Genomic DNA, 20,660 nt, shown 5'->3' on the forward strand with positions numbered 1-20,660 from the left:
ACCGCATCGGAACTCGCCGGGATTCACGCGACGAAGCAGGTATCATCGACTTTCCTATGAAGTTCGACGTTACCGCTGCTCTACCGGGAGGTTCGCATGAAGGGGAATCTGGTCATCGTTTGCCGCGATCACGATGCAGACGCGTTCGACCATCTGCTGGCCGAATACGGGGCGTTTCAGACGCGCCTGTCTTCGACCGCGTGGTATCTGAAACTGGAAGTGGCACCGGAAGTGATTCAGGAAGAGATCCTGGCGCGGCTCGGCAAGTACACCACGCATTACATCTTCGAGGCTGAAACCGTGACATGGAATACGGTGGACAGCGAAGCCGCCGCAGCGCTGAACACGCTGTTCTCCGACTAGTCTCACCACGCCCGCAACCGGGCTGCATCACACGTCACACGTTGCCACGCAAGCGGCATCAAGACCGCACCTGATCGCACTATAGCCACTGCACTATTGCACTAGTGAACGATCGCATCGGCGAAATCGGCGCGCACCGACGGGCGCGCCGGCTGTTCGCCGAGACAGCCATCTTCAGCATGTCCCGGCTCTCCAGCATCTTCAGCACGTCCAGCACCACCCGCCATTGTGTGCGTTAGCGCCGTCGTGTCCGCGCTTTCACGACCACGCACTTTCCGACATCGCCGGAACACGCGCCACGACCTGAAGCGGGAACGTCATCTTCACGCGCAAACCCTTGCCGCCGTGATTGCCGATTTCCCATTCGCCGCCGGTTCGCCGCACCAGACGTTCGACGATTGCCAGACCCAGCCCGCTGTGGCCGTTGCCGCCGCGCGCCGGATCGAGCCGGACGAACGGACGGCTGGCGTTGATCAGGTCCTGCGCGGCAATGCCGCTGCCGTTGTCCTGCACCGACAGCACATAGCCCGCCGACGTGCGCGCGGTCGATACGACGATGGGCGGCGCGCCGTACGCATGGGCGTTGTCGAGCAGGTTCGACAGGATGCGGTCGAGCGTGGCGGCCGGCAATATAAAGCCGGGCCCCGCGCGCAGATCCGTTTGCACCGTGGACACGCCCGAAGCGACCGCCCGATAGCTGCGCACCACCCGCTCGCACTGCCCGTCGACATCGACGCCTTCGCTGCGGTCGGCGCCGTCGTGCGCGAACACGAGGAACTGCTCGACGATATGCGTCATCGAATCGACGTCGCGCACCACGCCGTCGCGCGTCTTCACGTCGTCCATCATTTCGGCACGCAGACGCAGTCGCGCCAGCGGCGTTTTCAGGTCGTGCGCGACGCCGGCCAGCATCACCGCGCGATCGTTTTCGGTACGCGCGACTTCCTGCACCATCTGGTTGAAACCGTGCGTCAGTTGCCGCAATTCACGCGGACCGCGCTCCGGCACCGGCGGCACCGGCTGGCCCCGCCCGAACCGCGCGACCGCATGCGCAAGCGAGCGCAACGGTTGCTGCAACTGCCACGCGGCAAACAGCGCCGCCCCAACCGCCGACGCGAAGATCATCACGAGCCAGTACACCTGCCGGTCGAGCGGACGCGGCGGACGCAGCGGCTGCACCGGCACCACGATCCAGTTCGGATCGCCCGGCGCACGCACCCACAACGTGGGCGGGCGGCCCGGCGGGCCGATCCGCGCGAGACTGCCGGACGGCATCCGGTCGCGCACGTCGTCGAGGAAACGCGACAGCGGCGCGTCGAGGCCGGCGTTCTCCGGCGGCACGTCCTTGCTGGCGGGATCGACCACCTGCACCCGCGACGGCAACGGCTGATCCGGCGAATTGACGATGTGCTGACGCACCGCGTCGACGAGGAACACGGCTTCCTCGACCGCGTAGCGGGTCTGCAACTGGTCGCGGTTCAGACGGATCATCGCGTACCACGCGAAATGCGAGAACAGCAGCACGGCGACGACCAGCACCGCCAGCCGCCCGAACAGAGAGTCAATGGGCCGGCGCATGCTGCTCGCCATCGGGCACGAACACATAACCGCGCCCACGCACCGTCTGAATGAAACGCGGTGTGGCCGGGTCGGTTTCCAGAATGCGGCGCAGGCGCCACACCTGAACGTCGATGCCGCGGTCGGTGCCGTCGTACTCGGGACCATGCAGCAATTCGAGCAGACGCTCACGCGTGAGCGTGCGCATCGGGTGATTGACGAAAATTTTCAGCAGCGCGAATTCACTGCCCGACAGCGTCAGCGGCTTGTCTTCGAGGCTCAGCGTGCGCGACTGGAAATCCAGCGTGAAGCGGCCGAATCCAAACGGCTCGCGCTGTTCAGGCGCCGCCGCCGACGGCAACGTGCGACGCCGCCGCAGCACCGCCTGCACGCGCGCCAGCAGTTCGCGCGGATTGAACGGCTTGCCGAGGTAATCGTCCGCGCCGAGTTCGAGACCGACGATGCGGTCTACGTCATCGGCACGCGCGGTCAGCATGATGACGGGGATGTCGTCGCCCGACGCGCGCAGCTTGCGCAGCGCAGTCAGACCATCGACGCCCGGCATCATCAGATCGAGCACGATCAGATCGGGACGTTCGCGTTCCAGCCGACGCTCCAGCGATCCCGCGTCATGCAGCACCGAAACTTCGATGCCCTGGCGGGCCAGATAGTCGCGCAGCAGGTCGCGCAGTTCGACGTCGTCATCGACGACAAGTATTTGAGTAGCCATGAGATGAAGTTTAACGCGCGCTGGTAAGGGTTTCCGTGACGACAATTCCGCAAAGGGTTACTGGGTGTTACGACGAAAGGCGTACGTAATGTCGCGTAATAGCCGTTCCATTCCACGTAACACAAGGCGGCTCGCGGCTCTCTACGCTGTGCCTTACCGAATGCACGCCGTCCTTTGCTGTCGTGTCTGCATCCTCGGCCATTCCGTTCCAAGGAGCAATCTGATGTCCAAGAAAATATCGCGCTTTCTCGCCGTTGCCGTCGCCTCCCTCGCCGTCAGCATCGGCGCCGCTCACGCCGCACCGACCGACGGCCCTGGCGGCCCCGGCGGTCACGGTGGCCCCGGCGGCATGCACGGCCACTTCATGAAAGATATCCAGCAGCTTCACAACCAGCTGAATCTGACGGCGGATCAGGAAAAGCTGTGGCAATCCGCGCTCGACACGATGAAGCAGAACCGTCAGGCCGAGCACGCCACCCATGAACAGATGAAGGATCAGTTCAAGGCCGTGCAACAACAACCCATTCTCGACCTGAACGCGATGAACGCCGCGCATCAGAAGATCGAGGCGCAAGACCAGCAGTTGCGCGAGCAGACCACCGCCGCCTGGCTGAATTTCTACAACAGCCTGAACGACAAGCAGAAAACCACCGTCAGCACGTCGCTGAAGCAGCACTGGGCGAAGATGGAAGCGCGTCACATGAAGATGCGCGACCGTTGGGAACATCACGGCAAGGGTCCGGCTTCGGCACCTGTCGCGCAGTAAGTCTCGCCGCATGGCAAAACGCCACGGAAGTCGCTTCCGTGGCGTTTTTTGTTGCAGTGCGTCGAAGCGCGGCGCATCCGCGCCGCCTGCGGGCTAGCGTAGCTCGCCGAGATCGAACACCAGCACTTCGGCGCCGGTGCCCTTTTCGAGCGTCACCCGTTGTGCATCGGTGATCTTCGCGGCGTCGCCGGCCACCAGCGCCTCGCCGTTGACCGTCACCGTGCCGCGCGCCACGTGCACATACGCCTGACGGCCCGCGTCGAGCGTGAGTTCGGCGCGTTCGTCACCGTCGAACAGCCCGGCGTAGAGAGTCGAGTCCGCGTGGATCGTCACCGAGCCGTCGCGTCCGTCCGGCGATGCCACCACGCGCAGGCGACCGCGTTTGTCGGCGGCGTCGAAGCGCTTTTCCTCGTAGCCGGGCTGGTCGCCCGCGCGCTTCGGAATCACCCAGATCTGCAGCAGATGCAGCGAATCTTCCTGCGACGCGTTGAATTCGCTGTGCTGCACGCCGGTGCCCGCGCTCATCCGTTGCACGTCGCCGGGACGGATCGTCGAGCCGGTGCCCATGCTGTCGCGATGCGACAGCGCGCCTTCGAGCACGTACGTGACGATCTCCATATCGCGATGGCCGTGTGTGCCGAAGCCCTGCCCCGGCGCGATCCGGTCTTCGTTGATGACGCGCAGCGGGCCGAAGTGCACGTGTTGCGGATCGCGGTAATCGGCGAACGAAAAGCTGTGATACGAATCGAGCCAGCCGTGATTGGCGTGACCCCGGTCTTCGGAGCGGCGAATGTCGATCATGGAATTCTCCCAGTCGGATGCAGTGTCGATACGGGAATGTAGGGGCGGCGGACCGCGTACACAATCCGCGCGAATGCACCGGACCGTTCCAGCAATCCGGTCAATCGACGGAACCCGCCATCGCACTGGCGTCGGCCGCGTGTTCGGGTAAAATACCGCGCTTTTCGGGCGTGCGGCCACGCCGCGATGCCCGGGACCCCGGCTACGCCGGGCGCGGCGAGACAATTTTGGCCGCCTAGAATAGCGACGGCCGGTTGCCCGCTACCGACTACCCGCCGGTACCGGTCGACGCGTCACCGAAGACGACCAGTCCGATCCAGGAGAACCATGAAGCAGTTCGCATTGTGCCCGGCGCAGGCCGCAGATACCGCGAGGTCCGGACCGCAACGCGGCGCCGTCCTCCACGGAACGAACCGTTGACCCATACCGGCGTGCCCATGTGATCCGTGCGATTCAGGCGGCACTGCGTCTCGCACCCGGGCTCGCCCGCATGGGCGGACGCCAGGCTTCGTAATAGAGTCGGACGGAGCCGGACGCAGAGCCAACCGCAACGTCGGACGTTGCACAGAGTTATAAAACGCGCTGCCCGGCCGGCAACGGCCAGGCAATCATGAATTGCACAAGCGGTGCGTCGCGCACCGCGTCTTTCGCGGTGCGCCCAGCGCGTATCGTCGGGGACCCCTTATGCTCCTTCAAGGCTACGGCCCGCTGATCCTCAGCGGCACCTGGCAAACCGTCAAGCTGGCGGTGTTGTCGCTGGCGTTCGCCTTCCTGCTCGGCCTGATCGGCGCGGCGGCGAAACTGTCGAAAAACCGGGTATCGAACGGACTCGGCACGATCTACACGACCGTCGTGCGCGGCGTGCCCGATCTGGTGCTGATGCTGCTGCTGTTCTACAGCATCCAGATCTGGCTGAACAACCTGACCGACCTGCTCGGCTGGGATCAGATCGACATCGATCCGTTCGTGGCCGGCGTCGCGGTGCTCGGCTTCATCTACGGCGCGTATTTCACCGAGACCTTCCGCGGCGCATTCCTCGCGGTGCCGCGCGGCCAGCTCGAAGCGGGCGCGGCTTACGGGATGACCGGCTGGCAGGTGTTCACGCGGATCATGTTCCCGCAGATGATGCGTTTCGCGCTGCCGGGCATCGGCAACAACTGGCAGGTGATGGTCAAGGCGACCGCGCTGGTGTCGATCATCGGCCTCGCCGACGTCGTCAAGGCGTCGCAGGATGCGGGCAAGGGCACGTTGCGGTTCTTCTTCTTCACGCTGCTGGCGGGCGCGATCTATCTCGCGATCACCACGGTGTCGAACTTCGTGTTGATTTACCTCGAAAAGCGCTACTCGACCGGCGTGCGTAAGGCGGACCTATGATCGAGCTGATCCAGCAATACTGGCGCAACTACCTTTTCACCGACGGCTACCGCGTTACCGGTCTCGCGATCACCGCGTGGCTGCTGGTGGTGTCGATCGGGCTCGGGTTCTGTCTGTCGGTGCCGCTCGCGGTGGCGCGCGTGTCGAAGAAGAAATGGCTGTCGCGGCTCGTGTGGCTGTACACGTATATCTTTCGCGGCACGCCGCTCTACGTGCAGCTGCTGCTTTGCTACACCGGTTTGTACAGCCTCGAAATCATCCGCAACAACGAGCTGACCAACGCGTTCTTCCGCGACGGCATGCACTGCACGCTGCTCGCGTTCACGCTGAACACCTGCGCGTACACCACGGAAATTTTCGCGGGCGCGATCAAGGCCACGCCGTACGGCGAGATCGAAGCGGCGCGTGCGTACGGCATGTCGCCGTTCACGCTGTACCGGCGCGTGATCCTGCCGTCGGCGCTGCGCCGCGCACTGCCGTACTACAGCAACGAAGTGATCCTGATGCTGCACGCCACCACCGTCGCGTTCACCGCGACCGTGCCGGACATCCTGAAGATCGCGCGCGACGTGAACTCGGCGACCTATCAGTCGTTCAACGCGTTCGGCATCGCCGCCCTGCTCTATCTGTTTGTATCGTTCACGCTGGTGTGGCTGTTCCGCCGCGCCGAGCGTCGCTGGCTCGCGTATTTGCGACCGCAAGGCAAATAACATCGCACGCCGCGTAATCCGGCCCGCTTGCGTCAAGGACCCTGATGAACACAATGAAGCAAAAGCTCTTCGTCGACGAGCTTCACAAACAGTACGGCGATAACGAAGTTCTCAAAGGCGTGTCGCTGAAAGCGAATGCCGGCGACGTGATCAGCGTGATCGGATCGTCCGGTTCGGGCAAGAGCACGATGCTCCGCTGTATCAACTTCCTCGAACAGCCGAACTCCGGGCGGATTTTCGTCGACGGCGAAGAAGTCCGCACCAAGCAGGACAAACACGGCGCGTTGCACGTGGCCGACCCGAAGCAGTTGCAGCGCGTGCGCACCAAGCTGTCGATGGTGTTCCAGCACTTCAACTTGTGGGCGCACATGACGGTGCTCGAAAACATCATCGAGGCGCCGGTTCACGTGCTGGGATTGTCGCGCCGCGAAGCCGAAGAACGGGGGCGCGCGTATCTGGAGAAAGTCGGGCTCGCGCCGCGCGTCGAAAAGCAGTATCCGTCGCATCTGTCGGGCGGCCAGCAGCAACGCGTCGCGATCGCGCGCGCGCTGGCGATGCACCCCGACGTGATGCTGTTCGACGAGCCGACGTCGGCGCTCGACCCGGAACTGGTCGGCGAAGTGCTGAAAGTCATGCAGACGCTCGCCGAAGAAGGCCGCACGATGATCGTCGTCACGCACGAAATGGCGTTTGCCCGGAACGTGTCGAATCACGTGATGTTCCTGCATCAGGGCCGCGTCGAAGAAGAAGGCCATCCGGACGAAGTCTTTAAAAATACGAAAAGCGAGCGACTCAAGCAGTTTCTGTCGGGCAGCCTGAAATAACGGCCACCGGCACGATGTAGTTTTTGTAGTTGCCGTATTGATTAAAAAAGGCGCCTCCGGGCGCCTTTTTTATTTTCCGAAGAACGCGACGAAATCCGTTTGCCGCGCGTCCAACGCGCGAATCACGCATATTTGGGACGTTGGAGTGCACGTTTTAGCATCAAAACGATGCGTGATGCGCTTTACCTCTAGCGCCTGGCAACGTCAATAGTGGCAATCCTTAACATTAAGTCGGTGGAAACGTGATTCCCTTGTCGCACAAGGCTTTTTGCGCCTTTGGGTGAAGCGGACATAGATTGTTGAGCACAACGGTATTGCAATTTGGAGACACTGGTCTGAAGCGAGCGATTTTCTTCTCCCACCTAAAAGGTATTTTTGCTAAATTAGTAACCAAAGTACCAAAACAAAGTTGTTAAAAAGTAGTTTCACTTCAAAACACACAGGAGATACCGGTCGGCAAGGGATCGGCAAGACGCACCGACGGCTCCAATAAGGCCGCGCGTCCAGACACATGCTGCCCATCCGTTGGTCTCCCTGGTACAGGATTTCTGCTCGGCGCTCCGTGCGACCGGGCACCATTCGCAGTACTGGGTTTTTCTTTTGACAGGGTATGGAGGAGAAGATGAAAAAAGCTTTGCTCGCGGCTTCGCTGCTGGCGTTTGGCGTGGCAGCCCACGCACAGAGCAGCGTCACGTTGTACGGCCGCCTGGATGCTGGCCTTGAATATATGAGCGGCCTGGGCAACGGCGCGACCGGCAGCTCCTCGCATCGGTTCCGCGCAGAAAGCGGCGACTGGGGCACGAGCCTGTGGGGCATGAAAGGTGTCGAAGACATCGGTGGCGGCAACAAGGTTCTGTTCCAGTTGGAAGGCTCGTTCAACACGATGACGGGTGCAGGCCCGGGCGGTGGCGGTCTCTTCAATCGTTGGGCAACGGTCGGTATGTCGAACGACCAGTTCGGTACGCTGCTGTTGGGTCGCGAACTGTTCATCTCGAACGGCGTGTGGGACTTCGATCCGTTCGGTCAGTCGAACTGGTCGTCGGCATCGCTGGTTCGTGGCCGCAACTGGCCGCAATCGAGCAACAACATTTCGTACCAGTCGCCGAAGTTCGCAGGCTTTGACGTCTACGGTCAGTTCGCGCTGTCGAACGCGACGAACTTCAACGGTAACGGCACGACGGCGCAAGGTCGCGAAGGCGGTCTGCAACTGACGTACACGAACTCGCTGTTCCAGGTTCGCGGTATGTACGACGAAATCCGCAGCGCGGCAAACGGCAACTTCACCGACCCGTTCACGGCATCGCGTGAATACACGGGCGCGGTCAACGTGTTCCTCGGTCCGTTCAAGATTCAGGGCGCATACCAGGCTATCCGCACGTCGAGCGCAGCAAGCGCCGCCGGCGCATCGCCGACCTCGCTCGATCACGAATGGGGTGGTGTGACGTGGCAGGCAACGCCGGCAGCAGCGCTGATCGCGGCGGTCTATCACGTGAATGCGAACAAGAACGGCGGCAACGCAACGATCTACACGATCGGTGGTTCGTACAACCTGTCCAAGCGCACGCTGCTCGACATCCAGATCGCGCAAGTGCGTAACAGCAACGCCGCGAACTTCGGTCTCGAAGCGAACAGCGCAGGCGCTGGCGACGGCGGTGCGACCAACGACAACCCGCTGCCGGGTCACAACCAGTCGGGCGTGTACGCAGGTATCCAGCACTCGTTCTAATCGAACGATGCTGTAGTCAGAATAGTTAGAGAGTCTTTTTCACGCTGCTGCGAGAGGCGCGTATCGGTGCGATGTCCGAAAGGGTATCGCACCGTTTTTTATTGGGCGCGCGGATTCGCTATCTTGATGGGCGATCGGATGGGATTTGCCGGCTGAAGACGGAATCGCGTCGAGCGTTCCGGATTGGGTACCTTGTGCTTTCGTGCTGCGGTGATTCACATTGCGTGAACCGCGCGAAACGCACCGGCATAGTGCAATACCGACGTTGCCTCGATCTCACGCAACGCCGGTTTGTCGTGCAGCTTTCCGCCGACGGCCTGACGCCATCGACAAACACCGCTCAGACAGCGGCTTCGTTTTCTTCGCCGGTACGGATGCGAATCACGCGCTCGACTTCCGCGACGAAAATCTTGCCGTCGCCGATCTTGCCCGTACGCGCCGCGCCGACGATCGCATCGATCACCTGATCGCACTGGCTATCCGCCACCACCACTTCGATCTTCACCTTCGGCAGAAAATCGACCACGTACTCTGCACCACGATAGAGCTCGGTGTGACCTTTCTGACGCCCGAAACCCTTGACCTCGGTCACCGTCAGGCCGGTGAGACCGGCTTCGGCCAGCGCTTCGCGCACTTCGTCGAGTTTGAACGGTTTGATGATTGCAGTGATGCGTTTCATGGTGTGCCTCTTCTTCGTAAGCGGGAAATACCGGGAAATAAGCGGGACATTCGACAGGAATGGGTAAACCGATTCTACGCCGCGTCGATGCGTTGCGGGATTCGGGCAAGCGCGTGGCGCGCTGCATCGCGCGTTGCGTTGCAGCGCCTGATCAGCGGGTTTGCTTTAACATGACCGGACGTCACGACCGACGCTGATACGTCCACTTCGAACAACCTGACGACGCGCCTGCCCCTCGCTCCATGCATTGCTGCCGACGGGAATCACGGTTCGCCGTTCCGATCGGAACAGTCCACAAGTTGAATCAGGAACGCTTTGATTATCGCACGGGCATTCTGGCCTCACCGCTCGAGGTCGATGCCGCCGAATGGAATGCGCTGCTCGCGCAGCAGGGACAAGCCACGCCGTTTCTGCGGCACGAATTCCTGAGCGCGTTGCACACGGCGCAGTGCGCCGTCGCCGAAACCGGTTGGGCCACGCAGTTCGTCACGCTGACGGAACCCGTCACCGGCAAGCTCGCCGCGGCCGCGCCGGTTTACCTGAAGGGCCACTCTTACGGCGAATACGTGTTCGACTGGGCATGGGCCGACGCCTACAAGCGCAACGGCCTGCCGTACTATCCGAAGCTGCTGTGCGCGGTGCCGTTCACGCCGGTGCAAGGCAACCGGCTGCTCGCCGCGAACCCACACGCATTGCGCCACCTCGCCGCCACCTTGATGGCGTTCGCGGAGCAGGCGGACGTATCGTCGTTGCACGTGCTGTTTCCGACCGAAACAGAAAGCGCCGTGCTCACCGAGATGGGCATGATGCAGCGCGAAGGCGTGCAGTTTCACTGGATCAACGACGGCTATCGCCACTTCGACGACTTCCTGTCCACGCTCGAACAGAAAAAGCGCAAGAACATCAAGGCCGAGCGACGCAAGGTGCGCGATGCGGGCGTCACGTTCCGTCGCGTACGCGGCGCGGACATCACCGATGCCGACTGGCGCTTCTTCAACAAGTGCTATAAGCAGACCTACCGCGAGCACTTTTCGAGTCCGTATCTGAACCTCGATTTTTTCCGCACGATCGGCGCGACGATGCCGGACAACCTGTTGCTGGTGATCGCCGAAGCCGAAGGCAAACCCATCGCGAGTTCGCTGGTCGTCTACCAGCGCGATGCCGCGACCGGCGGCACGCTCTACGGCCGCTACTGGGGCGCGCTCGAACACGTGCCGTGCCTGCATTTCGAAACCGCCTACTATCAGCCGCTCGAATTCTGCATCGAGGAAAAGCTCGGCGTTTTCGAAGGCGGCGCGCAAGGCGAACACAAGATGGCGCGCGGCTTCCTGCCTACCGTGACGCGTTCCGCGCACTGGCTCGCGCATCCGGCGTTTTCCGATGCGGTCGGACGCTTTCTCGACAGCGAAACCAGCGGCATTCATGCCTACGTCGACGAACTGCGCGAACACAATCCGTTCAAGGACTGACGCACGATGCCGTGGTTTCTGTATCTGATCGAATGCGCGGACGGCAGCATCTACACCGGCATCGCGACCGACGTGCAGGCGCGTTTCGACAAGCATCTGAGCGGCCTGGGCGCACGTTATACGCGCTCGCGCAAACCCGTGCGCCTGCTCGCATCGTTCGAACTCGACGGGCGCTCCAGCGCATCGCGCGCCGAGTACTGGGTCAAGCGTTTGACGCCGGTTGCCAAACGCGCGCTCGTCGCCGGCGAACGTACGCTGGACTCGGTGATGCCGCCCGTCGAAATCGACACGCAGGCGTGCGAGGCGGAAGACGTTGCAACGGATACTGAAGCCGAAGCCAACGCAGCGCCCTCGCCTCAGGCTAAAAAAACCAAACCCGCCACGCGACGCAAGCGCGCCGCCCAAACCGCGGCGGCATAAAAAAACCGCGCGACCCTTGCGGGTTCGCGCGGTTTTTTTTCGATCCGGGATCGACGCGGCAGCTTACTTGTTGAAGTTCGCGATGCCGTCGGTGATTTCCTTGTGGGCGGCGTCCATGTCGGCCCAACCTTCGACCTTCACCCACTTGCCCTTCTCCAGCGCCTTGTATTGCTCGAAGAAGTGCTTGATCTGATCCTTCAGATACGCCGGCACGTCGTCGATCGACTTCATCGAGGCGGTCATCGGGCAGACCTTGTCGTGCGGCACGGCGACCAGCTTCGCGTCTTCGCCCGATTCGTCCGTCATCTTCAGCATGCCGAGTGCGCGCGCGCGCACGACCGAACCGGCCAGCAGCGGGAACGGCGTCAGCACCAGCACGTCGACCGGGTCGCCGTCACCTGCCAGCGTTTGCGGAATGTAGCCGTAGTTCGCCGGATAGCGCATGCCCGTACCGATGAACCTGTCAACGAACAGCAAGCCCGTTTCCTTGTCGGCTTCGTACTTCACCGGATCGCTTTGCGCGGGGATTTCGATGATGACGTTGAAATCTTGCGGAAGGTCTTTGCCTGCGGGTACGTTATTGAAGCTCATGAGCGCTCTCTGATCGAAAAAACGGAAAACGGTGGATGGCTGCGCCGCGATGATTCACGCGAGGTCCGGGTAAGACCTCAGTGACCAAAGCAGCGGTAAAACCGCAGCATATCGCACCATACGGAATACGACATTATAGCCAAACGGCCAATGGCGACCGCCGCGGAATCGGCGCGATAATCGTTCGAACACGGTCGCCTCCGGATCGCACGCTGTGCGGCCGCCGGACCGGCGGTTCGACGCGAATCCCGCGGATCCCGCCGCAGCTCGCGTCGGGATGCGACAGCCAGTGTGCGGCGTGCGTGCGGCATACGTGTGTCGTCCGTGTGCGCGCACGCATCGTGGTGCTCATCTTTTTACAAAGGAGCAACCTGCATGGAAGAGGCGAAACACTTCATCGGGGGCGAATGGACCGCCGCACGCGGCGGCGAAACGATCGCCGTGCTCGATCCGTCGGACGGCCAGCCGTTCGCGCAACTCGCACGCGGCAACGCCGCCGACATCGACATCGCGGTGAAATCGGCGCGTCACGCGTTCGAAGGCCCGTGGGGCGCGGCCAGCGCCGCCGATCGCGGCCGCCTGCTATTCCGGCTGTCGATGCGGGTCGCCGAGTGCCACGAAGAACTGGCCCAACTCGAAGCGCGCGACACCGGCAAACCGCTGCGCCAGGCGCGCGCCGACGCCGCCGCGCTCGCGCGCTATTTCGAGTTCTACGCGGGCGCCGCCGACAAACTTCACGGCGAAACGCTGCCCTATCAACACGGCTACACGGTGTTTACCGTGCGCGAGCCGCACGGCGTGACCGGCCATATCGTGCCGTGGAATTACCCGATGCAGATTTTCGGCCGCAGTGTCGGCGCGGCGCTGGCGGCGGGCAACGCATGCGTCGTCAAACCCGCCGAAGACGCGTGCCTGTCGGTGTTGCGCGTCGCGGAACTCGCGACCGAAGCCGGTTTGCCGCCGGGCGCGCTGAACATCGTCAGCGGCTACGGACACGAAGCCGGCGCGGCACTCGCGCAGCATCCGGGGATCGACCATATTTCGTTCACCGGATCGCCGCAAACCGGCAAGCTGGTCGCGCAGATGGCCGCAGAAAACCACGTGCCGGTCACGCTCGAACTCGGCGGCAAGTCGCCGCAAATCGTCTTCGCCGACGCCGATCTCGACACAGCGCTGCCCGTGCTCGTGTCCGCGATCGTCCAGAACGCCGGGCAAACCTGCTCGGCGGGCAGCCGCGTGCTGATCGAGCGCGCCATTTACGAGCCGCTGCTCGACCGGCTGTCGAATGCGTTCAATCGTCTGCGGGTCGGGCCGTCGCACGCGGATCTCGATTGCGGACCGCTGATCAACGCGAAGCAGCAACGTCGCGTGTGGGATTTTCTGTCCGACGCACAACACGACGGCATCGCGATGGCCGCGCACGGCGAGGTGATCGCCGAAGCGCCGGAAACCGGTTTTTACCAGGCGCCGACGCTGCTGCGCGACGTGCCACCCACGCACCGGCTCGCACAGGAAGAAGTATTCGGACCGGTGCTCGCCGCAATGTCGTTCGCGGACGAAGACGAAGCGGTCTCGCTCGCGAACGGCACGCTGTACGGACTCGTCGCCGGCATCTGGACCCGCGACGGCGCACGCCAATTGCGTCTTGCGCGACGCGTCCGCGCGGGCCAGGTGTTCATCAACAACTACGGTGCGGGCGGCGGCGTCGAATTGCCGTTCGGCGGCAACGGCCACTCGGGACACGGCCGCGAGAAAGGCTTCGAAGCGCTTTACGGCTTCACCGCACTGAAGACGGTCGCGATCAGGCACGGCTAGACACGGTTACGCACGACCAGGCACCTCAGGCGCGCGCCGCGTCGAACATCACAACATTGGAGACAACATGCGTTTGACTGGAAAGACGGCCATCGTCACGGGTGGCGGCTCGGGATTCGGTGAAGGCATTGCGAAAACCTACGCGCGCGAAGGCGCGAACGTCGTCGTCAACGACCTGAACGGCGCAGCCGCCGAACGCGTCGCGAGCGAGATCGCGCTGTCGGGCGGCAAGGCGATCGCGGTCGCCGGCGACATCACACGCAGCGAAGACTGGCAACGCCTGCGCGAAGCCGCGCTCGACGACTTCGGCAGCGTGCAGATCGTCGTCAACAATGCGGGCACCACGCATCGCAACAAACCGGTGATGGAAGTGACCGAAGCCGAGTTCGATCGCGTGTATGCGGTGAACGTCAAAGGCCTCTACTGGAGCGTCCAGCAATTCGTCCCGTATTTTCGCAGTCAGGGCGGCGGCGTATTCATCAATATCGCGTCCACCGCCGGGGTCCGGCCGCGCCCGGGTCTGGTCTGGTACAACGGCAGCAAGGGCGCGATGATCGTCGCCAGCAAGGCGCTCGCGGTGGAACTCGGTCCGGACCGGATTCGCGTGAACTGTGTAAATCCGGTGATGGGCGAAACCGCGTTGATGACCGAGTTCATGGGCGTCGAAGATACGCCGGAGAATCGCCAGCGCTTCCTGTCGACCATTCCGCTCGGCCGTTTTTCGACGCCGCAAGACATCGCCAACGCGTGCCTGTATCTCGCATCGGACGAAGCGGAGTTCATCACCGGCACCTGCCTCGAAGTGGACGGCGGCCGCTGCGTATAGCGTGCCGGCGGATGAAAAAAAGACATCCTGCGTAGCCATAGAACGTTCGAAGGCGGCCCGAAGACCGCCGTCACGCCCTAGTGTTTTCCCCCGGTTCGCAAGCGCTTCAAAAGCCTGTTCGCGCGACTAGAATCGGGACACGGCGGTACTTCTTTTTACAAAAAAGCAAGGAGACACCCGATGGCCAGCCCTGCCAACCCGCTCCACCATCCCGGCGCGGGCGCGCCGCCTTCCACCTTCGAAGAAGCGACGTATCGCAAGGTCGCGTGGCGTCTGACGCCGCTGCTGATGCTGTGTTACGTGGTCGCGTATCTGGATCGCGTGAACGTCGGCTTCGCGAAATTGCAGATGAGCGCCGACCTGAACCTGAGCGACGCCGTGTACGGCTTCGGCGCGGGCATCTTCTTTATCGGCTACTTCATCTTCGAGATTCCGAGCAACGTGATTCTGCACAAGGTCGGCGCGCGGGTCTGGATTGCGCGGATCATGGTGTCGTGGGGCATCGTGTCGATGGCGACGATGTTCGTCACGACGCCGACCATGTTCTACGTGATGCGCTTTCTGCTCGGGCTCGCCGAAGCGGGATTTTTCCCCGGCATCATCCTGTATCTGACCTACTGGTATCCGGCGCATCGGCGCGGGCGGATGACGACGTGGTTCATGACGGCGATCGCGCTGTCCGGCGTGATCGGCGGGCCGGTGTCCGGCTATATCCTGAAGAACTTCAACGGCGCGAACGGCTGGCACGGCTGGCAATGGCTGTTTCTGCTCGAAGGCATCCCGTCGGTGATCGTCGGCGTGCTGGTGTTCTTCGTGCTCGACGACCGGATCGCGACGGCCAAATGGCTGACGCCCGAAGAACGCCAGTTGCTCGAACGCAATATCGCGGCGGAAGACGCGACCAAGCACGACATGCCGATCCGTCAGGTGCTGTCGAGCGGCCGCGTGTGGTTGATGAGCGCGATCTATCTGTCGTTCGTGATGGGTCTTTACGGCGTGAGCTTCTGGCTGCCGACCATCATCAAGGCCACCGGTGTCACCGACCCCTGGATCATCGGATTGCTGTCGGCGATTCCGTTCGCGGCGGCGGTGGTCGTGATGGTGCTGGTGTCGCGCAGCGCCGACCACTCGCGCGAGCGCCGCTGGCATATCGCGTTGCCGGCGCTGGCCGGCGCGATCGGGCTGGTGCTGTCCGTCGTATGGGCGCACGACACGCTGCTCGCCATGACCGCGCTGACGCTCGCGACCATCGGCATCCTGACCACGTTACCGCTGTTCTGGAGTCTGCCCACGGCGTTCCTCGCCGGAACCGGCGCGGCCGCAGGCATCGCGATGATCAACTCGATCGGCAATCTGGCGGGCTTTCTGAGCCCGTATGCAATGGGCTGGCTCAAACAGGTGACGGGCGCGAACGATTCCGGCATGTATATGCTGGCGGCATTCATGGTGCTCGGCGGATTGCTGGCGCTCAGCGTGCCGGGGAAACTGGTGAACCGCTAGCCAGGGACGCGACGCGCTGCCCGCGCAGCGGGTTCGCTACCGACATCCCGCCCGCAACGAAAAAGCCCCGGCGCGTTCACCGCGCCGGGGCTTTTTATTACTGCCGCTCAATGCGACCTCAGACGATATTCATCGCCAGCGCGCTTTCGCGATAATGCTCGCTCGCGCGGGTCGAGTCGCCGAGCTGCTCATGCAAGCGTGCCAGCGCGCGATGCGAGCGAATCTTCAACGTCTCGTTGTCGGCCAGTTTCAGCGCCATTTCGAGGAACGATTGCGCCTTGCCCCACAGTTGCTGATGCAGGCACAGGCGGCCCAACGCGAACAGCAGGTCGGCATCGTCCGGACGATCCTTCTTCCAGCCTTCGGCCTTCTGGATCAGCGGCAATGCATCGCCGCCCGCCGTATCGGGATAACGACGCAGCAAACGCGCGTCCCAGTTCTGCGCCAGCGCCTCTTCGACGATCCTGCGCGCCTCTTGCGGCTTGTTCAGCGCGACCAGCAATTCGGCGGCGAGATCGGCCAGGCGCGGCGAATGACGCTCGACAGCCGACAGCGAATGCCACAGTTCGAGCAATGCGTCCGCGTTATGACGACGATCGCGCAACAGATTTTCAGCCGCCAATTGACGCAAACGCACCGCCACGGCCGGATGAATCGCCTCGCGCTTTTCCAGCGTCTTGACCAGCTTCAGCACTTCGCCCCAGTTCTTCAACTGCTGCTGCGCACGCAGCGTGATCTGTTGCGCATGCAGACGACGCGCGCCTTGCGACTGCATTTCGGTCAGCGCGGCCAGCGCACCGTCGGCGTCGCGGCCATCGGCGCGCATGTCGGCTGTCGCCATCAGACGCGCGTCCTGCCAGTCGGCCTCGTCGATCTGCGCGAGCCACTCGTCGCGACGCGCGTATTCGTGCATCCGGTGCGCCGCGCTTGCGCCGATCAGACCGGCCGCGCCCTTGTTGTCGCCATTGGCGAGCGCGTCGCGCGCGGCCTTTTCAGCACGCGAAAACCGTCCCGCGTACAGATTGCCGACCGCGTCGCGCAACGCCGCGTGCGCCTTCGCGACCCGCGAACGGGCGCGATACGCGGCGACCCGCTGCGGCATGCGCCAGATATTGCGGACGATGCGCAACAGCGCGTAGATCAGGATGAACAGCACGACGATCGCGACGATAAACAGATTCAGCGACACGTCGATGCGGTACGGCGGATACACCAGCAACACCTGCCCGGCATCGAAACGCCCGACCGTGGCGAGCACGACGGCGATGGCAAACAGGAACGCCAGCCAAAGAAGACCCCGGATCGCCATGATTAACCTCGGCTCCGGTATTGATTGACCGCTTGCAGACTGGAGTCGATCGTCGGCACGTCGACTGCGGCCGAAGCGCCGTCCACCTGCTTGACCAGATCACGGACCGTCTCCGTGCGCTTCGACGACGCATCGAAATAGGTTGCGAGCGCATCGTCGGCGGCGTGCAGGTCGGACTTCAGCGTGCTCTGGTTACGCGACAGCAGCGCAAGCCGCGCGGACAACAGCCGCAGCTTCAGATTCTCACGGACGAAATACCCTTGATCCGGCGACGTCAGCATCGCATCGGCGTGATCGATGCGACGCACCTGCACGAGGCTCGTCAACTGCTGACCGATGCCGTTCGAGATGGTGTTCCACCACACTTTCCACTTCGGCTCGCCGGTCGCGGCGGCGACCTTGGCGACGTCGGCGGGCGTGTCGGCCTTCGGCGTGGCGTGCGCGATCGGTGCTTCGCCCGCGAGCGGCAGCGAGTCGATCTGGGCGATCGCGTTGTCGAGCTTGATCGCCAGTCCGGTCAGGTCGGTGGACGGTGCGGCCTTCAGCTTGTCGATGTCCTGCGCGATCGCCTTGCGGACCGCGATCACCTGCGCACCGTCGGACGCGGCCAGGCGCGTGTCGGCGCTTTGCAGCGCGAACAGCGCGAGTTGCGTGTTGCCGGTCAGTTGCAACTGCTGGCTCGCGCTCGACAGCATCTGCGCGACTTCGGCGAGCGTCCAGTCGTCGCGATTGCGCGCGAGATCGGCGTATTGCTGTTGCAGCGCGCTTTGCGCGGTCTGCGCGTCGGCGAGCTTGCCTTCGAGTTGCGACGTCTGCGAATCGATCTGATGGACCGTGGCGAGCGCCTGATCGGTCTTGACCCGCAGTTCGGCGGTTTGCGCGTCGTTGGCCTGCTGGCGCTGCGCGAGTTGCTGCTCGGTGCGCTCGACCTTGCGGTTCAGCGCATAGCCGCCCACACCCGCCGCGCACGCGATCACCACCACCACGAACCACAGCACCGGACCGCTGGCGCTGCGGCGCGGCGTCTGTGCTTCGTAAGGCGTGAACGGGGAATTCGGCGGCAACGGCGACGTAGCGGCCGGGGACGGCTGGGAGGAAGCGTTCGTGGATGCGTTCGTTTCAGTCATGCGTGAGTGAGCCGGGTTGGACGGAACCGGTTTAACAACGGAAGCGGCGGATATATCTGAGGCAGCCGGGTCTTCTGAAACCGCTGTCGCGGCCGATGACGCCGAAGCGGCGGCGGACAGCAGCGCGCGGGCAATGCGTTGATCGCCGGCGCCGGACACCGTAATGCTATCAAAACCCAATCCCCGCGCGGTCTCGGCGATGCGCGGATGCGGTGCGACGACGGCCGCGCGTTTGAGTTGCGCGATCTCCGCGACATTCAGATGCTCGTGCGCGAGCTCGTTCAGATTGCGCACGCCTTCGGAACTGGTGATGAGCCATGCGTGCGGCTTGCCCGTCAGCAGCGCGTGAACCTGCGTCCATGCGCCGACAGCCGGTTCCGGCACGAGACGCCGGTAAGCGGCCACGGTTTCGACTTCCGCGCCCGCTTCGCGCAGACGATCGGCGAGCCATTCGCGGCCGCCGTCGCCGCGCACGATCAGCACGCGCTTGCCGTCGAGCGATGCTTCGCCCGAGCGCGCGTCGATCGCGGCGAACAGCGCTTCGGAATCGAAACGCGCGCCGTCGTCGTCGACACCCGACGACGGGCTGATCACCGTGTACGCAGGCGCTTCGACGCCGTGCCGCGCGAGCGCCGCAACGCTGCCCGGTCCGACCACGCCGACCGGCAGCGCATGCGGCCAGATCGCGTCGTAGTGGCCGAATGCGTAATCGACCGCGTTCGGCGACACGAACACCACCAGCGCGTAGTCCGACAGCGCGGCCAGCGCGGCGCGCAACGGCGCGACGTCGAGCGCGGGCGCGATATCGATCAGCGGGAATTCGAGCGAAGCGACACCGGCCGCAGCCAGCTCGGCCATCAGCGCGTCCGACTGACCGGCCGGTCGCGTGACGACGACGGTGAAGCTCGCCGGGCCGGAGCGGCCGACTGTGTCGCGAGGCGTGGCGCCGGCCGTCATCACGCGCCGGCGGCCGGACCGCTCGCGGTATTCAGCGAACGGACGATTTCGAGCGCGCCCTGAGCTTCGAGCGCGGTGGCGACTTCACGGCCCAACTCGATCGCACGCTCGACCGTCGGCGCGGGCGCCGAACCGTGCGCGTGCAGCACGCGCTGGCCGTCGGGCGTCGCGACGATACCGCGCAGATGCAGCGCGCCGTCGTGCCACGTGGCGTGCGCCGCGAGCGGCACTTCGCAACTGCCGCCGAGCGCGCGCGACACCATCCGCTCCGCTTCGACGGCTGCGGCCGTATGTTCGTGATGCAAAGGCGCGAGCCACCTGGCCAGATCGGCGCGGTCGGCGCGGATCTCGATGCCTAGCGCGCCCTGCCCTGCGGCCGGCAAGCTGTCCTCCGGATCGATCAGCGCGCGAATCCGCGCGTCGAGACCGAGGCGCTTCAAACCCGCCGCCGCGAGGATGATCCCGGCGTATTCGCCGCGGTCGAGCTTCGCGAGCCGCGTATCGAGATTGCCGCGCAACGGTTGCACGACCAGATGCGGAAAACGCGCGCGCAGCATCGATTCGCGCCGCAGACTCGACGTGCCGACCACGCTGCCCGGCGGCAACGCCGCCAGCGAAGCGAAGTCGTTCGACACGAACGCGTCGCGCGGATCTTCGCGTTCCATGATGGTGGACAGCGCGAAGCCTTCGGGCAGTTCCATCGGTACGTCTTTCAGCGAATGCACCGCGAGATCGGCGCGGCCATCGGCCAGCGCAGCCTCGAGTTCCTTCACGAACAGACCCTTGCCGCCGACCTTCGACAGCGTGCGATCGAGAATCTGATCGCCGCGCGTCGTCATTCCGAGAATTTTTACGTCACAAGATGGATATAATTTGTGCAGCGCACACCGCACATGCTCAGCCTGCCACATGGCCAGGCGGCTTTCTCGCGAAGCAATTACAAGCGTGTGGGGCGATGTGTCGAACGTCTCGGGATTCATTGCGGAAGCTTTGGATGGCGGGAGGTAATAACAAACAATGTTAGCACGCGCTTTCCCGACCTTTTATCGGCCGGTGAGCCCACGCTGACGCGGAATCGATGGAAGAGACAGGGCCTCCGGGCGCCCATTGCCGTGC

The 20,660-nt window shown here is 63.6% G+C and carries 18 protein-coding genes and 1 pseudogene; 11 read left to right on the forward strand and 8 right to left on the reverse strand.

What is annotated here, in order from left to right; genetic code table 11:
* Positions 1-96: 96 nt before the first annotated feature.
* Positions 97-363, forward strand: a complete 267-nt coding sequence (locus tag PW947_RS20770) for a hypothetical protein (protein ID WP_299634268.1) — start codon at positions 97-99, stop codon at positions 361-363.
* A 258-nt stretch (positions 364-621) separates the two neighbouring features.
* On the opposite strand, the gene PW947_RS20775 is transcribed toward PW947_RS20770, so the two are convergent.
* Positions 622-1,941: an ATP-binding protein gene (locus PW947_RS20775; protein ID WP_299634269.1), complete on the reverse strand. Its 1,320-nt coding sequence runs from the start codon at positions 1,939-1,941 to the stop codon at positions 622-624.
* A complete protein-coding gene (locus PW947_RS20780; RefSeq protein ID WP_299634270.1) occupies positions 1,925-2,650 on the reverse strand; it encodes a response regulator in 726 nt (241 codons plus the stop codon). Before PW947_RS20780 ends, PW947_RS20775 begins: the two co-directional genes overlap by 17 nt.
* A gap of 220 nt (positions 2,651-2,870) precedes the next feature.
* Here PW947_RS20780 and PW947_RS20785 point away from each other — a divergent pair, with 220 nt between their 5' ends.
* Positions 2,871-3,416: a periplasmic heavy metal sensor gene (locus tag PW947_RS20785; protein ID WP_299634588.1), complete on the forward strand. Its 546-nt coding sequence runs from the start codon at positions 2,871-2,873 to the stop codon at positions 3,414-3,416.
* Between the two features lie 93 nt (positions 3,417-3,509).
* On the opposite strand, the gene PW947_RS20790 is transcribed toward PW947_RS20785, so the two are convergent.
* Entirely contained in the window at positions 3,510-4,217 is a 708-nt protein-coding gene (locus PW947_RS20790) for a pirin family protein (RefSeq protein WP_299634271.1), read from the reverse strand.
* A 684-nt stretch (positions 4,218-4,901) separates the two neighbouring features.
* Between PW947_RS20790 and hisQ the strand changes: the two genes are divergently transcribed.
* The 4 genes from hisQ (at position 4,902) to PW947_RS20810 (ending at position 8,851) form a co-directional block, all read left to right on the forward strand.
* Entirely contained in the window at positions 4,902-5,591 is a 690-nt protein-coding gene (hisQ, locus tag PW947_RS20795; protein WP_299634272.1) for a histidine ABC transporter permease HisQ, read from the forward strand.
* Complete coding sequence (locus tag PW947_RS20800) at positions 5,588-6,301, forward strand: ABC transporter permease (RefSeq protein ID WP_299634273.1); 714 nt, start codon at positions 5,588-5,590, stop codon at positions 6,299-6,301. Before hisQ ends, PW947_RS20800 begins: the two co-directional genes overlap by 4 nt.
* Positions 6,302-6,345: 44 nt before the next feature.
* On the forward strand, positions 6,346-7,125 hold the full coding sequence (locus PW947_RS20805) for an ABC transporter ATP-binding protein (RefSeq protein ID WP_299634274.1): 780 nt from the start codon (positions 6,346-6,348) through the stop codon (positions 7,123-7,125).
* Between the two features lie 622 nt (positions 7,126-7,747).
* Positions 7,748-8,851 (forward strand): porin, encoded by a 1,104-nt coding sequence (locus PW947_RS20810; protein ID WP_299634275.1) that lies wholly within the window; start codon positions 7,748-7,750, stop codon positions 8,849-8,851.
* Between the two features lie 340 nt (positions 8,852-9,191).
* On the opposite strand, the gene glnK is transcribed toward PW947_RS20810, so the two are convergent.
* Positions 9,192-9,530, reverse strand: a complete 339-nt coding sequence (gene glnK / locus PW947_RS20815) for a P-II family nitrogen regulator (RefSeq protein ID WP_299634276.1) — start codon at positions 9,528-9,530, stop codon at positions 9,192-9,194.
* A 299-nt stretch (positions 9,531-9,829) separates the two neighbouring features.
* On the opposite strand from glnK, the gene PW947_RS20820 reads away from it, so the two are divergent.
* Together PW947_RS20820 and PW947_RS20825 are read left to right on the forward strand one after the other, a co-directional pair.
* Entirely contained in the window at positions 9,830-10,999 is a 1,170-nt protein-coding gene (locus tag PW947_RS20820; RefSeq protein ID WP_299634277.1) for a GNAT family N-acetyltransferase, read from the forward strand.
* A gap of 6 nt (positions 11,000-11,005) precedes the next feature.
* Positions 11,006-11,272: pseudogene (locus PW947_RS20825) on the forward strand (GIY-YIG nuclease family protein); the annotation flags it as partial.
* Between the two features lie 210 nt (positions 11,273-11,482).
* Here PW947_RS20825 and ppa read toward each other — a convergent pair.
* Positions 11,483-12,010 carry an inorganic diphosphatase gene (gene ppa / locus PW947_RS20830; RefSeq protein WP_299634279.1) on the reverse strand — a complete coding sequence of 176 codons (528 nt, stop codon included), beginning with the start codon at positions 12,008-12,010 and terminating at the stop codon, positions 11,483-11,485.
* 375 nt (positions 12,011-12,385) lie between these two features.
* Between ppa and PW947_RS20835 the strand changes: the two genes are divergently transcribed.
* The 3 genes from PW947_RS20835 to PW947_RS20845 all read left to right on the forward strand — a co-directional run bounded on the left by PW947_RS20835 (position 12,386) and on the right by PW947_RS20845 (position 16,151).
* Positions 12,386-13,825, forward strand: a complete 1,440-nt coding sequence (locus PW947_RS20835; protein WP_299634281.1) for an aldehyde dehydrogenase family protein — start codon at positions 12,386-12,388, stop codon at positions 13,823-13,825.
* A 67-nt stretch (positions 13,826-13,892) separates the two neighbouring features.
* Complete coding sequence (locus tag PW947_RS20840; RefSeq protein ID WP_299634282.1) at positions 13,893-14,651, forward strand: SDR family oxidoreductase; 759 nt, start codon at positions 13,893-13,895, stop codon at positions 14,649-14,651.
* A gap of 180 nt (positions 14,652-14,831) precedes the next feature.
* Positions 14,832-16,151 carry an MFS transporter gene (locus PW947_RS20845; RefSeq protein WP_299634283.1) on the forward strand — a complete coding sequence of 440 codons (1,320 nt, stop codon included), beginning with the start codon at positions 14,832-14,834 and terminating at the stop codon, positions 16,149-16,151.
* A gap of 118 nt (positions 16,152-16,269) precedes the next feature.
* Here PW947_RS20845 and PW947_RS20850 read toward each other — a convergent pair whose 3' ends face one another.
* From PW947_RS20850 to hemC, 3 genes are read right to left on the reverse strand one after another with little or no spacing between them, the layout of a single operon-like run.
* The gene (locus tag PW947_RS20850) at positions 16,270-17,460 is read right to left on the reverse strand and encodes a heme biosynthesis protein HemY (protein WP_299634284.1); all 1,191 of its coding nucleotides are present in this window, start codon (positions 17,458-17,460) and stop codon (positions 16,270-16,272) included.
* 2 nt (positions 17,461-17,462) lie between these two features.
* A complete protein-coding gene (gene hemDX / locus PW947_RS20855) occupies positions 17,463-19,544 on the reverse strand; it encodes a fused uroporphyrinogen-III synthase HemD/membrane protein HemX (RefSeq protein ID WP_299634285.1) in 2,082 nt (693 codons plus the stop codon).
* Positions 19,544-20,524 carry a hydroxymethylbilane synthase gene (gene hemC / locus PW947_RS20860; RefSeq protein ID WP_299634286.1) on the reverse strand — a complete coding sequence of 327 codons (981 nt, stop codon included), beginning with the start codon at positions 20,522-20,524 and terminating at the stop codon, positions 19,544-19,546. Before hemC ends, hemDX begins: the two co-directional genes overlap by 1 nt.
* Positions 20,525-20,660 lie beyond the last annotated feature (136 nt).

The sequence above is a fragment of the Paraburkholderia sp. genome, from assembly GCF_028283785.1.
Taxonomy (GTDB): Bacteria; Pseudomonadota; Gammaproteobacteria; order Burkholderiales; family Burkholderiaceae; genus Paraburkholderia.

Coding starts and splice junctions, on each gene's coding strand:
- PW947_RS20780 (WP_299634270.1), bottom strand. CDS start 2,650: ATGGCTACTCAAATACTTGTCGTCGATGACGACGTCGAACTGCGCGAC.
- hemDX (WP_299634285.1), bottom strand. CDS start 19,544: ATGACGGCCGGCGCCACGCCTCGCGACACAGTCGGCCGCTCCGGCCCG.
- glnK (WP_299634276.1), bottom strand. CDS start 9,530: ATGAAACGCATCACTGCAATCATCAAACCGTTCAAACTCGACGAAGTG.
- PW947_RS20810 (WP_299634275.1), top strand. CDS start 7,748: ATGAAAAAAGCTTTGCTCGCGGCTTCGCTGCTGGCGTTTGGCGTGGCA.
- PW947_RS20835 (WP_299634281.1), top strand. CDS start 12,386: ATGGAAGAGGCGAAACACTTCATCGGGGGCGAATGGACCGCCGCACGC.
- PW947_RS20800 (WP_299634273.1), top strand. CDS start 5,588: ATGATCGAGCTGATCCAGCAATACTGGCGCAACTACCTTTTCACCGAC.
- PW947_RS20805 (WP_299634274.1), top strand. CDS start 6,346: ATGAACACAATGAAGCAAAAGCTCTTCGTCGACGAGCTTCACAAACAG.
- PW947_RS20840 (WP_299634282.1), top strand. CDS start 13,893: ATGCGTTTGACTGGAAAGACGGCCATCGTCACGGGTGGCGGCTCGGGA.
- hisQ (WP_299634272.1), top strand. CDS start 4,902: ATGCTCCTTCAAGGCTACGGCCCGCTGATCCTCAGCGGCACCTGGCAA.
- PW947_RS20770 (WP_299634268.1), top strand. CDS start 97: ATGAAGGGGAATCTGGTCATCGTTTGCCGCGATCACGATGCAGACGCG.
- hemC (WP_299634286.1), bottom strand. CDS start 20,524: ATGAATCCCGAGACGTTCGACACATCGCCCCACACGCTTGTAATTGCT.
- ppa (WP_299634279.1), bottom strand. CDS start 12,010: ATGAGCTTCAATAACGTACCCGCAGGCAAAGACCTTCCGCAAGATTTC.
- PW947_RS20845 (WP_299634283.1), top strand. CDS start 14,832: ATGGCCAGCCCTGCCAACCCGCTCCACCATCCCGGCGCGGGCGCGCCG.
- PW947_RS20850 (WP_299634284.1), bottom strand. CDS start 17,460: ATGGCGATCCGGGGTCTTCTTTGGCTGGCGTTCCTGTTTGCCATCGCC.
- PW947_RS20775 (WP_299634269.1), bottom strand. CDS start 1,941: ATGCGCCGGCCCATTGACTCTCTGTTCGGGCGGCTGGCGGTGCTGGTC.
- PW947_RS20790 (WP_299634271.1), bottom strand. CDS start 4,217: ATGATCGACATTCGCCGCTCCGAAGACCGGGGTCACGCCAATCACGGC.